The 19,278-nt window shown below is 42.9% G+C and carries 9 protein-coding genes; 2 read left to right on the top strand and 7 right to left on the bottom strand.

Annotated elements, in window-relative coordinates; genetic code table 11:
* Nucleotide 1: 1 nt before the first annotated feature.
* Nucleotides 2-1,075 (top strand): TolB-like translocation protein, encoded by a 1,074-nt coding sequence (locus VJL_RS03800; protein ID WP_038875889.1) that lies wholly within the window; start codon nt 2-4, stop codon nt 1,073-1,075.
* Nucleotides 1,075-5,832 carry an OmpA family protein gene (locus tag VJL_RS03795; protein ID WP_038875888.1) on the top strand — a complete coding sequence of 1,586 codons (4,758 nt, stop codon included), beginning with the start codon at nt 1,075-1,077 and terminating at the stop codon, nt 5,830-5,832. The genes VJL_RS03800 and VJL_RS03795 overlap by 1 nt, the downstream gene beginning before the upstream one ends.
* A 570-nt stretch (nt 5,833-6,402) precedes the next feature.
* Here VJL_RS03795 and cas6f read toward each other — a convergent pair.
* The 7 genes from cas6f to VJL_RS03760 form a co-directional block, all read right to left on the bottom strand.
* Complete coding sequence (cas6f, locus tag VJL_RS03790; RefSeq protein ID WP_038875887.1) at nt 6,403-7,008, bottom strand: type I-F CRISPR-associated endoribonuclease Cas6/Csy4; 606 nt, start codon at nt 7,006-7,008, stop codon at nt 6,403-6,405.
* Nucleotides 7,009-7,016: 8 nt separating this feature from the next.
* Nucleotides 7,017-8,048: a type I-F CRISPR-associated protein Csy3 gene (gene csy3, locus VJL_RS03785; RefSeq protein ID WP_038875886.1), complete on the bottom strand. Its 1,032-nt coding sequence runs from the start codon at nt 8,046-8,048 to the stop codon at nt 7,017-7,019.
* 6 nt (nt 8,049-8,054) lie between these two features.
* Nucleotides 8,055-10,142 carry a type I-F CRISPR-associated protein Csy2 gene (locus VJL_RS03780; protein WP_038875885.1) on the bottom strand — a complete coding sequence of 696 codons (2,088 nt, stop codon included), beginning with the start codon at nt 10,140-10,142 and terminating at the stop codon, nt 8,055-8,057.
* Nucleotides 10,143-10,144: 2 nt separating this feature from the next.
* On the bottom strand, nt 10,145-11,356 hold the full coding sequence (locus VJL_RS03775) for a TniQ family protein (RefSeq protein WP_038875884.1): 1,212 nt from the start codon (nt 11,354-11,356) through the stop codon (nt 10,145-10,147).
* 107 nt (nt 11,357-11,463) lie between these two features.
* Nucleotides 11,464-11,904 (bottom strand): hypothetical protein, encoded by a 441-nt coding sequence (locus VJL_RS03770; RefSeq protein WP_038875882.1) that lies wholly within the window; start codon nt 11,902-11,904, stop codon nt 11,464-11,466.
* Between the two features lie 8 nt (nt 11,905-11,912).
* Nucleotides 11,913-15,608, bottom strand: coding sequence for a reverse transcriptase domain-containing protein (locus VJL_RS03765; protein WP_038875881.1), 3,696 nt, complete (start codon nt 15,606-15,608; stop codon nt 11,913-11,915).
* Between the two features lie 11 nt (nt 15,609-15,619).
* Nucleotides 15,620-19,252, bottom strand: a complete 3,633-nt coding sequence (locus VJL_RS03760; RefSeq protein WP_038875879.1) for a DEAD/DEAH box helicase family protein — start codon at nt 19,250-19,252, stop codon at nt 15,620-15,622.
* Nucleotides 19,253-19,278 lie beyond the last annotated feature (26 nt).

Below are 19,278 nucleotides of genomic sequence, written 5' to 3'. Positions count from 1 at the left end.
TATGAAAAAACTACTATCCCTTTGTTTGGCGGTACTTACGCTCACGGCGTGTAGCGACGATGGCCGCACCTACGTTGGCGAACATAACTACTACACGATGGAGCCGACGGAAATCGCGGAAAGCCCATCAAGTACCTATCAGGCAGGTGAATTCCCTCGTTATCATGTATTTCGTGCTAAAGAGTGGCCACGTGAAGATTTGAACGACGCCAGCTCATACGATTTACCGCGCGTGCAATTTACTTGGGCCAATTTATCTGAGAGAGGCGTGCTAGAAAAAGGCGCACCGGCTTACACCGATTATGAAGGACGAATAAAAGTCTGGAGTATGAAAACCGACGGTACCGACTTACGTTTGGTCACGGATCTACCATTCAAAGATACTAACCGCGATATTGTTTACAAGAAAACCAGTCGTTCACCAAATAACCGCTACGTAGCGATGAATGCAGGAACGCAGGTAAAAGTCTTTGATATCAAAGAGCAAAAAATGATTGACCTACCTCATCAATTGCATGGTCCATCTGGTTATATTTGGGCGGAGGACAGCAGTTACTTGTATTACCGAACAGGACAAGTAGGGCGTGTGGTTTACAAATGGGATGTAAAGACAGGGAAAGTTGAAAAGAGCACTACATCAATATCTGGAACAGGGTTTATCAGAGATGGCCTGATATATGATGTAGGTACTGTTGGTACTGGAATTGTTGACGAAAAAACCGGAGAGAGGCTAAAGCTGGTAAATTGGGGCACAACCGTCGCGCAAGCGAAGACCAAGTACCAAGCAATAAGTCCAGAAGGGGACAAGGTATGGGCGGCAGGAATTCGCAATGCCTTTTACGTAGATTTAAAAGAAGGTGTTGTTAAACCAAGAGAAGGCGCAATGCAGTTTGCGATTGGTTTAAATAGCAAGTTTGCCTTAACCAACTACAATGCCATGCGCATGTCAGTGAAAAATAACCAGACCAAACAAACTTGGGAATGGCAAGCTCTAAGCAATAACGGTACGCGCGACCCTGCGATAGTATACAACGTCACCGCAAACAACGGCGACTGGTTTAAGGAGACCAAATAATGGGCTTCCAATTTGACCAAGAAGTGTATTTATTTGGGGCTTTTTTTGAACCAGTATTCGATGGATTTGAAAATATCTTTCCCAATTGGCACCAAGAATCGGACTTAACTACGAAGACAGAACTAGACGGTAAAATCCGCCCTATTCCCCAGACGCCGATTATGGTGAACGCGATAGCGGATGAGGATGCTCAACTTTGGGGCACAACCCTAGAAGGTAAAATCGTCGAGTTAGGCATGGGAGAGCCTTTATCGAAATCTGCAGCGCAGCCACTTAATGGCGAAAAAGTCGATGGAGCAGAGCCTGCAACTGAAGATAAAGAAAACTTCATGATTTTGCATCCAGGTGCGCGCAAAGAGAATATCCAAAAAGACATCGATTATGAGTTGAGTTTCCCGCCGATTAGCTGGCTGTCACAAATGATTGCCCCGCCGGATTACAAAGACGGAGGCGCATCTGATGTCGCGACATTAGCAGAAAACATCAAACATTTTGCGACGACTATCGACGGAGTTGCTAATGGTAAACGTCAAACTGGAGTTAAGTTTAAGCTTACCAAAATCAAACCATCTCAATTGGCTGCGAAATATGAAGAGGAAACGGATGGCAAACTGAGTGAAGAGCAGAAAGCCTATAACAGTTGGTATGACAAACAACAAAAGAAACCATACCTACAAGGCTTTATCGTCCCTCGCGTGCATACCTGTGCGGTGCTATTTACCGACCCATTTTATGCTGGCGCAGAGGTCACAATGGTACAGCCCTTAAAGCAGATCAAACCTGGAGAGTCTGAGACTGCCGGTGAAACGATTCTCGCCACACAAACGGTTACCAGAAGGATGCCAGAATGGGACAACAGGAGAGAGAATGATGTCTTACCCAGCGCACTTTTACACTTGGATCCCATTGATGCGAAAGACGGGTTCTATCTCATTCGGATCGCCTTTCGCGAGCAAGAATGGCTAGAGTTTGAAAAAGAACTGTATCAGCGGCTGAAGTTGCCTGAGAGCGTCATCAGAGCCAATGTAAAAAAATCCAAAGCGTTTATCGGCAACACCGATAAGCTACAAGATGTTTACACTTACGAGCTGCATGAGCGGCTAGTTTTTAAAGAGACAGCAGGCATTGGCAAAATGGCGTGTGTGTGTGGTGATATGATCACTCTTGAAGAGACGCTGATACAACAATTTCCTAGCCAGTTACCCGAGTACAGTGTGTACGCTAGCAAGGGCGTCACGTATCACAACCAGTCTAAACCTGGGATGGCCTCGTTATCACTGAGCTCGGCTATCATGAAAACCTACGATTCATTGAGCTCGGATTTTCTCTCTATCGAGGGTGCCAAAGTGTACGGCACCTTTGGTGATATGGCCAAAACCATTGGTCAGGCATTATGGGAAAATGCCGAAACGGGTAACCTGCCCGACTTCATTATGAGCGGGTTGTCTTTGAAGGCAGCGTTCGCGGCATGTAAAGATGCTCAACAGACGATTGATATTTCTAAAACTCTTGTGGCGCTCCCATTAAGCGTAAAAGATTATAGAAAGCTTATCCTTAGAAAAACAGTCATCGACATTCCATATATAAAACAAGCATTCAAGGATAACGGTCAAACCCAAATATTCCGAGGTTTAGGCCGCTTATCCAAAGATTTTCTGTCTGGCACCAATCAAGCTTTACCTGTGATACAACTCGGGTTAAGCGCGATGGAGACCAAAGAGCAGTATGATAAACACATTGATGCACTCGAAGATGCCGAACAAGCCCACGACAGCCTCAAAGCGTATGCCAAACAGTACCTTTCTGCGATTGCTTATTTGCGACGCTCTGATGAGAAGGAGCGATGGGAGACAAAAGCCACCGAGGTACAGGGTTTTCTGGGAAATGAAGCAAAAATCTACACCGATGCCATGGGCGTCGTGGTAAGGATCAACTTCAAATTTAACTCCGCTGAGTTTGAGAACGAGGTAAAAGCACTCAACAGTAATTATGAGGAGCTTTGTGGAAAACTGCGTAACCTATTGGTCGAGAACCCTGATTATCAGATCGCATTAATCGGCCATGGTGGCCCTATCAGTAGTCAGGAGAAAAACCTGATCGTCTCACAAAGACGAATCGATACAATCAAAGATCGGATTTTAAATGGGACTCAAGGTGACGAAAGAATAAAGCTTGAACGTAGACTCGTCACACAAGCCAAAGGTAAAGCTGAATTATTACCTAAGGAAGGCGGTTACCACGATCATGGTGACCGTTCGGATACAGCCGACATTGCTATAAACCGAAGAGTGGAAGTTCGCTTGGTTATCCCTGATTTCTCAATTTCTCTGCCGCCGAGTCGAACAGGTACCCTCGCCTTAAACCGGGCTCACCAATATTGGGAAGGGTTTAAAATTACCGCAAAAGAGGCTCAAAAAGAGGCCTTCTTCTCTGCGATTGATGTGCTTGCTACCGTCGCGCTTTGGACCCCAGCTTCCCCTATCGCCGCTTATTATTTAGCAGGTAGCACAGCCGGCAAATTGCTTGGCGCTGCTACGGATTTTTATGGCGACTTGTTTGGTGATCAGACGTTTAAAAAATTAAAAGATACTTACAACACAAAAAGCATGCTCAAGACCCTTAGCATGATTAACCAAGAGTTGATCGTGTTGTACGAGAAAGTGGATACAAAGCTTGAACAGAAAGAGTTAAAGCCAAGCGAGATAGCCGGTTTTCTCGAGAGCCAGGTTAATCACGACGAGCTACTTAAACGCTTTTTACTGCGAGCCTACGCTCTGAACTCATTGGTCGAGCTGTTAGCAATTTTAAGTAGCATGGATGGTATGTTCCGTAGCTTTGATGATCTGATAGAACAGTACGAAGTGGACTTGTTCATCGAGCAATACGTGATGAGTGACAATTGGTCCATTCCTGTCAATATGGGCAATACGCTCGCTTTAAACTGGATCAATCGCAAAAAGGCGTTTAACTCTTCATTGTCCCATACGGTAAGCAGTTTGGCCTTTGATCAAGGTCGTCAGGTGCGTGGCTCCTTTAACACTGGTTTCCCAGTACAAAGTCAGTTGTATTTAAACGAAAATACTGGGGACGTGATCGATATCAATCTAGCCAAAAAAGAAGGCTTAAAAGCGTTTTGCAACGACTTTAATCTAACCAAGGTCGAACTCGAGGAGAAAGACATTGGCTTTAGCCGCTTATTGGTTAAAGAAGGGGACAACTGGCAACCTTACGTAGATTGGGTGAGAGAGGAAAGCGGACGCAAACTCAGACCGCAAACCCGCGTTATGCTGCAAGTGATCTTAACAGGAGAAGGCGAGCATAAGTCTAAGAGTATGTTCTTACAAGAGGTGTCGTACAGCACTGAAGTCATCGGATTTAACACCAATGGCCCAGCATTTGATGTGTTGTTTACTAAAAAGAACGCGCAAGAATTACAAGATCCTGACGGCGCAGTAGCAAAGTACTTTGAACAGCAGCCACAATTACAGGAAGAAGAACTCGAGCTGCATTCCCTTGAGTTTGAACCGACCTATACATTCGGCCATGTATACATCCATGGTTTAAAACCGCTCTGCCCTTATGTGAAAGGCATCGACTCGCTGAAAGCACTTATCAAAGGCCAATCAGTATTTGAGCACGTGCTCGACAATGATGGTTTTGACCAAATGGAATATACCTTCAGTCTCGCGAAACACGATTTAGCACTTGGCGTACGGATGGTCGGTACCAATAACCAATTTAGACTTGAATACCTCACCGCGAAATACGGGACATCGAAAGCTTCAAGCCCTCAGACAAGTCACTTTGATGGCCAAATAGAAGTGCTGAGCCAGTTTGAAGATACAGACTTCTTAATCGAAGATTTTGTAATGAGTGAATCGTCGTCAGCCCGCGATAACACACCACAAGTTATCGGCGATCAACTAACAGTACTGCAAGGGATTGAAATTGATGGTCAACTAAAGTGGGGAGAAGATTGGACAGAGCAAGCATTAGCCAGTGAGTTTGATTGGAACAAAGAAACCTCGTTTGCCGTCTGTTTTGCCCTATTCGGCGATGAGCTAGCAAGCCAAGAGTACGAGACTATGCGACTGAATTGGCGTGAACTGATGATGAAGTTGAAGTTAAAAGACGGACCAACCATACACAGCGCAATGCATTATTGTGGGGAAATGAGTATCGCAACACATACGACCGTCGTCCCATCAAACAATAATTACAACGGTATGCAAAACGAGATAGTCTTTAAACTAGCGCATGACAAAACACAAAGTACGCACAACCATGATGACCTTGCACAAAGCGCCATTGACTTTTTACAAGACAATACTGCGCAGTACAGCCAGTCATTGAAAAGCAGTGACCGCAAGCATTTGTATATCGTGCGTTTCAAGTTTACTTACGTTTCCCCTACGGGAACCTTGGTGGATGGCATGCGCCCATATGGAGACATTATCGCGGGTAAAAACCTTAAACCTTTGACGGTAACATTTGAATCATTACAGCAATCAGCGCTTAATGAAGGGTATCCGCTACCTGGTATCGATGTGAGGCTGCCACCTATCAAGGACTACATGGATAAACCATGGACGCGTATCCTCAATGAAAAAGAGCCATCGAGTATTTCGGTAAGAAATCACTGGAGGAACTTAGAAAACCCAGAACAAAAACGAGATTTTGTGAATAAATGGATAATTGAGCAAAGACTCTCGCTCAAAGCCCCTCAAGTTGAACTACTCCAAATCAAAGAGATTTGAGCGTAAACCAAAAGAAAAAGGCGTCATTATGACGCCTTTTTCTTTTGTCCTAATAGAGATGTTCTATACAGTTGTTTTGACACTACCCAATTAGTGACTGCTAATGTTTTGGGATAAAAGCTCTGGAACTAGTAAATTAGATACCAATCATCTGCGCTACCTAAGACGCCAGAGCCACAAAATAGTTGAGGCCGACTGCAGTTCCGTGCTGAAGTTAAAAAAAACCATCAAGCCTAAACTCGATGGTTTTTATTAACTGCTTGTTCAGCAGGTCGGTTGCTTTCTTCCTGACCTATTCTTAGCTGCCTATGCGGCAGGACACAAGAAGTTAAGGTTAGCATTTACCCCTAATAAATTCCTAGCTGCCTATGCGGCAGGACACATTTGCTTTGGATGTGGCAGAAGATGAACTATATTCTTAGCTGCCTATGCGGCAGGACACTGTAGAATATAGTCTCTAACCATCTGATTCTGCGTGCTTAAAGTCACAATTCATCAAAATACCCTTTTTCTTCGTACTTCTGTAAGTGATTGTTTTTATTTCTCTAAAAAACAGCTTTAGAAAGAGGGTCAAAAACGTAATTCAGGTACTGTGCCTTTTCTTTCTTGATTGGTGGCTAAGCCATAGCTATTAAAGTTTGCAGCACCACGCTCACCGACAAGCTCCTTTTGTAAAAACAAAATATAATCTTCCCCAGATGAAGCGCTGGAGATTGGTATTCGATGGAAGCTATCGACGACACGCTCTTCATTAGTAGCTGGTAACGATGGTTCAACACCAGATAGTTCGGCTCTCGCCATGCTACGTTTGATTCTGCGTTTCTTAGAACCTAAAAAGCTTTTCCCGATCGTTTGGTTACGGACAAACCTCACCTCTATCGCAGTGTCTGGCACTTCACAAACACTAGAAATCTCAAACAGACCTTCATTTACCATCAAAGAAAAATAGGGCTGAAAAGAGAGTCCAATCATCATCTCTTTATCTTCAGCCACAAAGGCGATGGTTTGACCAACCGTAACATCACTCCAGTCGGGAAAACTCACGCCTATTTTATTGATGGATTGTCGGTTATTGACCATAAACAAGTGCATTTGAGAGATACAACGCCCTGCTAACAGCTCATAGTCGGCTTGAACAGGGGTATAACGTATACAGAAGTAGTAACGCTTCGTCATAATCATCCTTACTTCGCTTTGGAACAATTGAAGAGACCCCCCTTAATCAAGACAGACATAATAAAGTGCACGTCATTTGGGATGGTCTGAGAAGCTATCATTGTCTCAATCCAATTCTCTGTATTTCTGACTAACTGGTAAAAGTCATTTCCATAGGAAACATGTCGCCTTGCTATAACGTACTCTCGGTCAGCTCCATACTCATTCACTCTTAATGGCTTATCTGCTTCTTCATGCCACCAATCATCAATCGATTGCAACGCTGCACCAATTTTCTGACCATGAAAAGCAACAGTTTCTTTTCCGTTCAATAATTCTACGGTAGCTAACTGCTTAGTAGGAGCACTATCTTCTCGATCATCCAAGAACTCTTGGCTTGGGTAAACCTCATCCCCCCAACCAACTCCAATTTTAGCTTTGACATCCATGTAGAAATATTCGGTCGGGTCAGATAGGGCTCGCATCAAATAAGCGGTAAGTTTTTCTAGGCATTCTGCTGACGCCTCATCCCAATAACCATACCAAGAAAGCTTTGTTGCGTTTTCTACAATCAAGGTTTGTGAATCACTGGTGGTCACTTCTATCGACAATTGTCGACACTCTCTGTTTCTCCAAAGCCAAGTACCAAGCAGTATATTCTTCGCGTATCTATGTGCGAGCTCCTGATACCCATTGAGCTCTTTATAAGTGTTAGCCAGTAACGAAAGTTTAGAGCGCACTTCGTCATCACTACAGGTATCTGGAGTTAGAGAGTTGGCTCGAATTCGAAGGGGAAATGCGCAGTAGATATCATCAACACCAGGTTTTACATAACACTCTTCGATGAACTGAGGATTGGAGTAAGCTAAATCTTGTGGAGCAACATTCTTTTCTACGAACTTACTCCCTTTATATGCTTCTGCATAACCACCTTTTGGTGCGCGCAACCTAGTTCTATCAATTTCAAGGGGGCACATCTCACCACTTTTAGATAGATAGTAGAAATATGCTTTGCCAGCAGAGAGTGATCGAACGTAGTTCAGCTGAGTGCAAAGTTCCATAAACGATTAATCCCTATAGTTTTTTATAAGAATAGTTTCGCTACTGCATTCTATCGACCAAAAGGCATGGTTGAAAAAGTGATCTCTTCCACTAAAACGTACTTCTATCGGACTCACTTTCTTAGCTAACCCTATCGCATTTTCTGCATAGGCGTGACAATCGGTGATCGAGTTGCACCGTTTAGTCGGACGTTCTAACAAATGGTAGCCAATAGAAACTGGCAAATTATCAGCGTCTTTCGTTATTAAATGCTCTAGGTCATCAAAGTCACTCGGCTGGTTCTCACTTGGACATAACCATCGCCCGTAGGCTGGCAAACCTTTTATGACATGGAAAAGCTCGCTCCTACTGGTAAACGTCCTTAGCCACTCAATCTGCGTCGAGAGCTGTGGTTGGTATAACGCCCCTCCGGCGAAAGCAACGGGAAGTGCCGTTTTAAGCGCGGCCTTAAAATCTGAAATTCGGCTTTCACTATGAACTCTAATAACTAAGTCTATCTCTAGGTCCGCCAATCGTTCACTACGAATGGTAGGTCGTTTCGCGTTTGAAACCGTTCTAGCTTTAGCGACCGAGTTAGGCTCAGTAAGCTTCGCTGTCGGTTGAATCTTCTCGCTTCGAACATAAAAAGAAAAACTCGAAAACTCAAACGGGGAATTACAATTAACTAGCTTATTGAACTCCCTTTGATAACGGTGCATAAAGCCCCAAATAGCCGTCAAAGAAGGAGCACCACACAAATAAGGGCTGCTCATTGCGACAGCATCTTGCACTTTCATTGATGACAAATAGATATACTGCTCGCCCGTTACCTTATCTGCATTACCAGTAGGTTTACTGAGCTGTTCGAGAATCCATACAATTTGGGCTTTAACGAGCTGCATAAGCTTAGGGTGATAGGCAAACTTGGCGGCATACTTATTATTCTGCAACGTAAGATGTAAACGGCGATTAAACTCACTGGCTAAGGAGCCTAGGTCCGATTCTGGTAGCGCCAGAAAGGCTTGAGCTAAAGTGTCATCATGTTCCAATTGCTGTTGATTAGGATCAGCATCAACGATATCTCTTAACTCAATTAAAGGAAGCATCCAAAGGGCTATCTGCTTTCGCAATATCTTACTTCTAACCTTGCGAGCACTCTCCCTCTGCTTCTGTGTTTTTGATGGCTCTGAACCAATTAGATGATTTAAAACCTGACAAACTTTGGTATTAGTTACCTGATAGTCATCAAAGTAGTGACCACTCTTTTTTCGACTTTCAGGTAACGTTCCACCTCTCGCTGGTTTGACGTCTAGCGGGTAGTTTAGGGCTTTCATATTCCCACCTAAACTGCCACACAAGTTCCCGATACTTGCAGAATTTGGCAGTGACGAAGACACAAAGCTAAGCTTACTTTCTCGATTTCTCGATCTCACTTCTAACTCGCTCTGAATGGCATGGCTGACCACTGGGGTCAACGAAATATAATTATCCCCCCATGGAAACCGTAGCTGCTTACTGTAAGAACTGACGCTATCGGGAAAATGATTATCAGGGAGCTGCTCTTCAATTGTATGTTTTAAGCGAGCAAGTGACTTAGCACTTAGACCGAATTCTTTGAGCAACTCAATCCAAATGGAGCTTTCTTGCTTGATAAGTGAAAGGATGCATACGGGCTGTGATTGCCAACTAAAAGGATTCAATAACCACAATGTGTGACGATATACCGCAGAGTTATGCGCCCACCCCAAGCGCTGCTCTAATACTCCGCTTGAAATGAATACCTCGGTTGTCGTAAGAGCCTGTGCAACTATCCGCTGATCTTTAACTCGACAGTCTGGAAACTTGAGATTATGAGTGTGGAACCATTTAATTTCATCAAAGGACGCTTCTAAGTTCTCAGCCGCTTTTAAATGCCTTTTAGCTCGGGCAACATCCAACCAATCCGAGCACCTATCTGATTGATGGCTTGAACTGAGATTAAGCAAAATCGTTAACGCCTCTTTTTCACACCCTTCAACACAGACATCTTCTGTATAAGGCATGAACATCTTCTTTAGCGTAACCTGCTTTACTGCTTCGTCTTCAATTGCTAATAAGTCACTTAATTTCGTCATAATTACCACTCAGGCAGATATACACTTAAACCATCACTTTCAGAGCTCATTCGAGTCAGCTTTGTTTCGATGGCACTTCTTAAAGTAAACGCCGATTCATGACTCGCTATCTTTGTATGCATTCGCGGCCTGATAGCGGCTTTAATCTCACCAAACTCATACAACCGATACACTTCATCGGTGGTGCAAGAAAGCAATGTAGAAGCTTCTAAGGGGCTGAGCAGTACATCACCGATATTTCCTTTGGCGCTTGAGGGCACTGTTGCCATTAGCTTTGTAAAGTAAGCTAACGCCTGTGCAAGCACGATATTGTGACTCAACTGCCGACTGGGTAACTGACGACAATCTTTAAGCAGATCGCCAAAGGCTTCATTGAAAAACACCTTCTTCCAATCTTTTACTCGAACAAGTTCTGCCTTCTCTTTCAAGGTATCGAGGTCTTGCCATAGCGCCGTTGGCCAAGCGCTACAGTATTCAACGAATGACTCAAAACTGAGGTCATCGATATCACCATAACGATTTACATACCAAAGTAAAAAGCCATATCGCTCGGATAACGTCATTTCCCCCGTTAACAATCCCAAGGGTTTTGAATCATTTCTTGACAACCATCGAGCGACCAACACCTCAGCCTCTGGCGCATCCTCTACAGGCGAGTTTCGGAGCTCAAAACCACATTCACATTGGCTAATACTCTCGGTACTTTGATATTCAAGTCTCGACTTACACTCAGGACAGTGATGAACCAGTATACAGCCATGGTGTTCACAAGCTTGGTGAGAGATAAATTGCCACTGCTGGCGAATGTAGGGAGCTTCGTCAATACACAGAGGGCAAATAGGCGTGAAGCGTTTGCGAAGAAAAGCATGAGGGTAGTCAGAACCGAATCTATGCACAGCTTTGTACTGCGGAGAGAATTGAGCTTTTGAATGGGATAATGCTAAGCGCAGTACACCAAAGTTATTGAGCTTTAATTGGTTCTCAAGATGGATAAGAACCCGCACTCGCATTTGGCTTGTGGTTTGAGCGTGGTAGATATTGACGCGATTCAGCTCTAAGGGGAAAGCACCAGCAATCGCTTCATGCTGATTCAACGTGTCAAACCAGATATCTTCGGCGAAATGAGAAAATCGCTCGTAACCTTGCTCTTGCGACAAGCGCAACAAGAAGCTTTCGAGCGATTCGTCAGGGTAAAGTTGAATGTCCGTTTTCACATGCCACCACTAAAACTTAGAATGTCTAAGTTTTAGTATGGTATGAGTTTAAGTAAAAACAAAAAAACTATTCATATTAACAACACTTTTTGCGTGGGGTCACATTCCTATGTCGTTTGTTTTTTACGACTTAAGAGAATAATATCTAGTAGAGGCTGAATATATAACTCTTCCTCTACGGCATTGGACTTATCAAAGTGTTCTAAGTGAAAACCAACGTGCTTGATTATAGTTTTATACCAAGTGCTGTCTTTAAGATTTCCTTCAACCTCTGCTATCTGTTCAAAACAAAACATCATTCTCGCTACATACCATACATACTGAGCATATTTGGGGTCGTCTTCCGAGATAGCTTTATAGCCCTTAGCAAAATCTGAATTCTCCATTGCTAGCTGCAAATATGTCTGATACGCAGTGTCAGCGACAGATTTTTTCGCAATCTCTTTGTTTTCCTTAATAGTCTTAGTTGCAACGCAAATAGCCCAAATAGCAACACCAGCGCTTATTAAAGGAGAAAAAATTGTAGCTAGCTTAACTAATGTATCCATAATACCTCTCAATTTTTTCGGGCAAAACCAGCAGGCTGAGCTTTTGTTTTTTTGTATTCTTTTACTTTTCGTCTAAATGCAGCAAGATCAATATCAGCGGTGCTAATCGCTATCTGATTGGCCCCATGAGTGTGCGATATCAACTTATGATAACTCTCTTTATAAGGCGCCTGCATTGTAGAGCCACCATATTCGCCAGTATTAGCAATAACGATGTGCTGATACATATGCCATTGAAGAGCGGAAGCCATATTATCGAAGGTATTAACATCTTTGTTATACGCTGCTATCACGAACATATCTGTCAAGTCTCTAAGATCGGCAGCGAGCTTTATATCCGTCGCATCATAGCATATCGCGCCAGTAAGCTTGAACGGTCCCTCGGAGTGACCTTCAATAGAAATGACATGCTGAGATGGTCGATATCCTTGAACCCCTAAAGTAATTTCATCACGAGTCATATGAAATTTACCCTGATCACGAATACGCCATTGAATTCCTGATTCAGAGGAGTCTGGGATAATCCAACGAGCTTTGTTGACTATACGGCCATCTAGCTCAGTAAAGACAAATCCAGCAAAAATTATCGCTTTAGTTCTAAAAGCAAGTGCTCTTAATATATCCTCATCATCCGGATGTACCGCAACCTCAGAAAACACTATCAAGTCCGCCGTACTTTTTTGCTCTCTAGACTCTGTTCTTTGCTTTGCACTTAAAGTCTGCTCCGTCAGTTTGCAAACTTCCGCAAGGTGTTCCCTATGCTTCCAACGGATATCATGGTGATCTAGCTTCACATCTGAAGGGTGAAAGTGTTTATCTTTAGGGAAGAGCTGCTGAACAGTTACTATTCTAAATTGATTAGACGCTAGCTCTGGTCTCTTAACAACAGTAGGCAAAGTTGGCACGTTAGATGACATGCATATTTGTGCATTGAGATACGTCAGTCTCTTCTGCAAACAATCTTTAAAGTCATCCAGACAACCTATAGCTAAAATATCCTCTTCCTCTATATAGGAAGACGAAAAGCCAGGCCATTGAAGACCATGTTGGAGGAGACTAGCAAACCAATCGCTTATAGTTCCATATGTTCCAACAATTGATTCTGGTGTATGCAACATCCCCATACTTCGCTTATACCACTGAGAACGAATACCATCATATTTTTCGACATCAAGCTTTAAATCATTCCTCTGAGTAAAGTCTATATTGCCTAAGGCTGCACTTCGTAAAATGCTACACACCCAGTAGAGTTTTTGTTCATCGTAAACTCCTCGTTGGCGCTTTGCTAACCACTTAGGACTTACATAGCGAGGATCTTTAGGTGTTTGATCTATTTTTCCCACAGAGCAACCAATGGTTACACTAGGGCGCCAAAGGTCTGTCCAAGAGTCAGTGTTACTCTCGACTACTATTTGATGTGGTGAATATTGCTTACCATCTGTACGCCACAGATGGTTAGTTTCATCCTCCATGGTTTTAACCAATGCTATACCTAGTTTAAGAAGCGCATGTTCGAACCTAAACGGGTTTTCTTTAAAGCTAATTACTGACGACAAATAGTGCTCAGAACCATTAGGCCTTGATTCTTGCGGCGGAATAGCCCACCTAAATCTGTTTATTTTAGGTCGGTCCTGAGTTCTTACAATCTCCTTCCAAAGCACTCGCCAAAATGGACCGCCTCGTAAAGCAAACTTTTTTATAATTGAGTCAACAACCTTTCTCTTATTTGGATGAGAAAGCAAAAAAGCAGCATTAGCTTGATAGTCATTGCTAATTTGAGCTGATAGTTCAAACAAATATCCATCTTTACTATCCAAAGGGTCAAGGTGCTGTCTAATTAAAACACTCTGAAGCTTAGCAAGAGCTGGGATAGACTTATCATTCGTCATGTAAGGTTTATTGGCAACAGCAAGAAAGAATAGAGCCTGCTGATATACATAGCTCGGAAACGGCTCGTTAACCTTAAGGTTCATAAGTTTTTGCGCAACGGATGTAACTTCACTCATGAGCTTCTGGTAATCGACTAAACGCTCTGAATCTAAACTTCTATATATGTCGACAACACTTCGGAAAATATCTGACAATAGATATAACATAATATGTTTATCGAACTTATCACTATCACCCTTGATTCGTTCAAATATCATATTCAAAATATTACTGTAGATATCGAGAGAGGGATTAATCATTAGCGCTTTACGAAAAATCACCATAATCGATGGGTCTTTTAGCCAAGCTTGTAATAAGCGCTTAGTAATCAAAACTGATTCATTTTCAAACTGCTTTCTTTCGTTTGGTGAAATCAACTTGCTCTTTTTTGCTAAACTTGTTTCTAGTCTATGAGCCGAAAATCGACGTAAGGAATCAACTTTAATTGACTTATCAGAACTAAACCCCGGAAGTAAGCACTCAACACCTTCTAAAAAACTATCTTGCTCAGTTAATAATAATTGTTGGAGTGCTGGTATATTGTTATCCAACCCACTACGTTCAGGGACACTTGACGCTGCGACTTCGTGTTGAATCTCATTGATTCTATGAGTTAGACTGCTTCCATTATCAAGATCAGATAGATCAAAAACATGGGTTTTAGTTTCATTAACAGTTAAACGCGGTTTTTCTTCCAGTTCATCTTGATCTAGCGTCTCATCAAGAATATCCTGAACCAATTCATAAACTGACTCTTTGATTTCATCGTGAGTCAAAGCCTCACCAGAAACAACAAACCTGATATCGTCGACATATCGACAATAGTCGTGTAACAAAATTTGACTACCTTCGATCCTAGTTCTCAGTTTAGAACTCAAAGCCTCATCAAAGCCTATTAAGTAAGCATTCGCGAGAGCTCCAGCAGATGCTAATCCCTGAGGTAAGCCTACGTTTTCTGGTAGCTCTAGGTGATTCAGTAAATCAATAGAGCTTGCAGACCAAGACCAACTTAAAACCTGACTCGCACAGTCCCAAAAACTATCTTCCTCAAGGACTTGATTGCCGTAATGCTCGCTAGCGAGCTCTTTTAGCTTATCTAATAAAACCTCTAGCTTAATTGATCCATAAAAGTTAGATAAATCTAAATTGACAATGAAAACATCGTCAATTTCGCTAACTTTATGCACAACTTCCCGACCAATGGAAATAGGCCTTTGCAAAAAACTTCGGTAATCAGAAGAGAACTTTCGGTAGTACTCACTACCTCCCCAACGGAACCTCGCTTTTTCATTTTCCCAGTCACAAAGTAACCTATTCCCATAGCTGAATACTTTGTTTTTTATATGAGTTGAATAGTCCAAACCTGTTAAAGAACAATCTTTTTGTCTTGTTTCTATAGCGTCAGCAAGGCACATGGCCACTGCCGTAGCAATAGACTGATCTTTAATATTAATATCCGCTAAAGGGCGTAGTCTTGGAGCATCCTTTTTTTGAATCCATTGCCCCCCTTCAATTGACCAATTGGCTCCTTTAGGGGCTGGTATCAATTCAATATCACTTGTAGTTAAGTCCCAATCATCAATTTCTGTTGACCAGTCTTTTACTTCATCACTTATATCCAGTGCGTATTTATCTAGCTCTAGAAGATTTGCATACCAATTATGTGTTCGTATAAAAGCATCAGTTTTTTTCCAAGCTAAGCCAAGAATAAATTCATCTTTAAGGTACTCGAACTTAGGTTCAAGGTTGTAGTATTTCTTATCTAATAATTTCATTATTTATAAACCTAAGCACTCTGACTTTCAGCAACCACTGCATTCGCATTTACTTTGCGAATCACTCCGAACAACTCCACTACGGTGCCTTCATCGAAGAAGCCGTAAGCGCTTTCGCCGTGGTTATCAGTAAATGGTGGCTCGAAGAGCTGCGACATATCTAAGATGCCGTTGCTAACGAGGTAGTCAATCACTTGATCGACGAACTGAATTTGCTCGGCGTTATACGCCTCTTCATCAAGGAAACTACTGAATGCTTCTTTTGCTGCATTCATGTCTAAGCCGACAAGCTCGCGAATAAAAGTACCTAAAGGCTTCTCTTGTAGGATTTTTTCGCGATACGTTTCCACATCACTCATACCGCTAGCTTCCAGTAACAAGCCTTCTAAAACATCTAAGTCCGCTTGGGTAATGGCTTTATTACGCTTTAGCTTTTGGATGGTTAATTGGTCTTGGTGATCTTGAATATAGAGTTCAATCTTCTTTCGATACTGAGCTAAATCGACGCTTGGGTTCTTGTATACGTTTGTCACATCATGGACACCTTGAATCTCGTCTTCAAAGTTGGTGTACACCATCTCTTTTTTATCTTTGTCCAACGCAAACATCAGATTTCGCAACTTACGTCGTAACCCTTCCAGCGTCACTAGGTGGATATCTTGCCAAAACTCTTGGGTCTGGATGTCCTGAATCAATTGTAGTTGTGCTTGTACCGCTGGGATGGTTGATTTAGCTTCTAACTGTTCTGCAAACTCTATAACTCGCCCACGGCTTGTTTCCGAGATCATACCTTTCTCTAATAGGTCTAGCTGCATGGTCAGTACAAGGCTATCAAATCGGTGTGATAGATGGTTAAGCTGCTCATCAGAGTTAAAAGCGTCTGCTTCCGTCGGTAGTTCTGAGATCTGACTCTCTAGCTCAGTAAACTTAGCGTCATCAATGTTATCCCAATGCTCACGCTCTAAAAATGGCTCAATCGCTCGACGCTTCGGTCTTACAATGAAATTATCGAGATTCATACCACTAACAATGTGGTGCAACATATCCAGTTGGTAACGATTTAACTCAGAATAGCGCTCGCAGTCTTCTGGGTGTTGCTCTCGGAACTCTTCATTATTCAAACTGCTGTTAAGTAATGTACTGAGTAGTACGCGCTTCTCGAATACCTGTTGAGTCACGGGTTTCGCCACACCGACCGCAATACCTTCAGGGTTCGCATCGAAATACTCAAAGTTTTGGCAATAATCGAAAACCTTAAATGTCTTCTTATTATCATTCGGACCAAACAGGTCTTTACACAAACGTGTTCCACGCCCAATCATCTGGGTGAATTTCACTTTTGATCGAACGACTTTGAAGAAAACAAGGTTCACTACTTCAGGTACATCAATACCGGTATCGAGCATATCTACGGAGATTGCAATGCGACAAGTAGGGTTCTTAGGGTCGAATTCGTCAATCTTGTTTTCGTCGCCACCAAACTCATCAATTAGGCTTTGTGCATAGGTTTCTTTCCATGTGATCACACGAGCTAATTTACCAGCCCATTTAGGGTAATTCTTGTTGAATACTTCTTGCAGAAACTGTGCGTGAGGGTTATTGGCAGCAAAGATGATGGTTTTACCAATGACATCGCCACCTTCAACGTGAATACCACCGCGCTCATCTTTACTCATTAACTGAGCAAACATCTTCTCGGCAGTATCGGTATTAAACAAGAAGTTATTCACTTCAGATGGTAATACTTCATCTCGATCTTCGAGTTCAGCTTTGTTTTCCCACTCTTCTTGCTCTTCAGGTGATAGGTCTTTGTACTTAATGCCTTCACGTAAAAACTTGGTTGCGACAGAAATCTTAGTTGGTGGCACAAGGTAGCCTTGGTCATACGCTTTGTCGTCTTCATAAGCGTAGGTTGGCATCCCTTTTTGCAGGTCAAAAATGCCATAAGTATCTTTTTCAACTTCATCCTTTGGTGTCGCTGTTAACCCTACTAAGAAGCCATCAAAATACTCGAAGATTTGGCGGTACTTCGAGTAGACCGAACGGTGCGCTTCATCGACAACAATCAAATCGAAATGACCGACACCAAATGGACGCTCATCTGCGCCTCGATCCAGTAGATTCTTCATGGTCGGGTATGTAGAGAAGTACAAGCGACTGTCGATACTGTTTTTACGCTGACCAGAATCTAAAATCGAACAACTTACGCGAGGCAGTAGCTTAACGAAGTTCTTCTTGGCTTGAGTGAGTAGCGCATTACGGTCAGCAAGGAACAGGATGTTCTTAACCCAATCGTTTTTCACTAACAAATCAACAAGGCTGATCACTGTACGAGTTTTACCTGTACCCGTCGCCATAACGAATAGTCCTTTGCGCTCATGTTCTAGCTCAAAGTCTTGCAGCAGTTTAGTAATGGCTGACTTTTGATAGTGACGGTTGGTGATCTCGTTGTTAATAACAAGATTGTTGTTCGGCTGCCCATTTTCAAAGAAAGGTTTACGGTCGGTACGACGCTTCACCATAAGCTCTAGTTCGGCTTTGGTGTAAAAGCCTTGAACTTGACGTGGCGGGTAAAAATGATCATCCCACAGATGTGTCTCATAGCCGTTGGTGTAGAAAATAACTGGGCGCACCCCACACTGCTTTTCTAAGCAATCAGCGTAAAGCTTCGCTTGTTGTTGCCCGTCTTCGGCTCGGCGATGAGTGCGTTTTGCCTCAACAACCGCTAACGCGGTCCCGTCGTCTCCCCATAGAACGTAGTCAACAAAGCCATTACCTTTAGGGTTAGCCTGAGAAATTGGCATGCCTGATACTGGGTATTCACGGTCTCGCTTATGTTCTAGTTTCCAACCAGCCTCGTGCAGAAGTACATCAATAAGATAAGTGCGAGTTTCTTCCTCGTTGTAGTCGTGTGTATCGGTGACTTTTTCCGCACTTTGCTTGGCTTGCTCGATCTGCTCAAGTAAGGCTTGGTTTGCTGCTTTGAGCGCCTCGTTTTCTTTTAGCTGCTTGAGGTAAGCTTCACGCTCAACTTTGTCTTCTAGCTCTAGCTGCTTCTCTAACTCTTGAACCCGTTTGATGCTACTTAGCGCTTTGGTCGCCACTGTTGCATCAATAACCACTTGCTGATGGATTAAGGTTTCATCAAATGACTGAACTAAAAACTGACTACGATTCAAGTCTGGTGTATAGGTGCGAATAAACCAATACAACACATGGTGCAGTTCTTTAACGGCTTGCAAAGCATCACGCTGTGGCAGTGTAGTTTTACTGTGTACCGCCTCGTTGCCAACCTTGATCACCAGTTTGAGCTTAGGGAACAGATTGGTGGTGAGGTTTTGCTTAAAGCCCTTGTCATGAATGAGCGACATTAAGGTCGCATCATGACGTGGGCGGGTTAACCAGTTATCAATGTCAAATACGGTTTCAACCATTAACTCCAATGCATTACGGGCATAGAAGCCTGCGATACGTGGATCGGTTTTGATGTTGCGTTCCGCATTTTGTGCACGAGTTTTAATCTCGGCACAACGCGTGGTGTATACATCGCTGCCACCGTTAAGGGCAACGTCCATAAACGCAAAGTTGCTCTGTTGAGAAGAGTTGCCTTCAGCGCTAGGCGAAGAGTTAGCCGTATCTGACATTGAATTTCCTTTTACATCATATTGTT

Source organism: Vibrio jasicida CAIM 1864 = LMG 25398, from assembly GCF_000400365.1.
GTDB classification, from domain to species: Bacteria; Pseudomonadota; Gammaproteobacteria; order Enterobacterales; family Vibrionaceae; genus Vibrio; species Vibrio jasicida.
The sequence above is the reverse complement of the archived record's forward strand: the minus strand, read 5'-3'. Positions and strand labels throughout refer to the sequence as shown.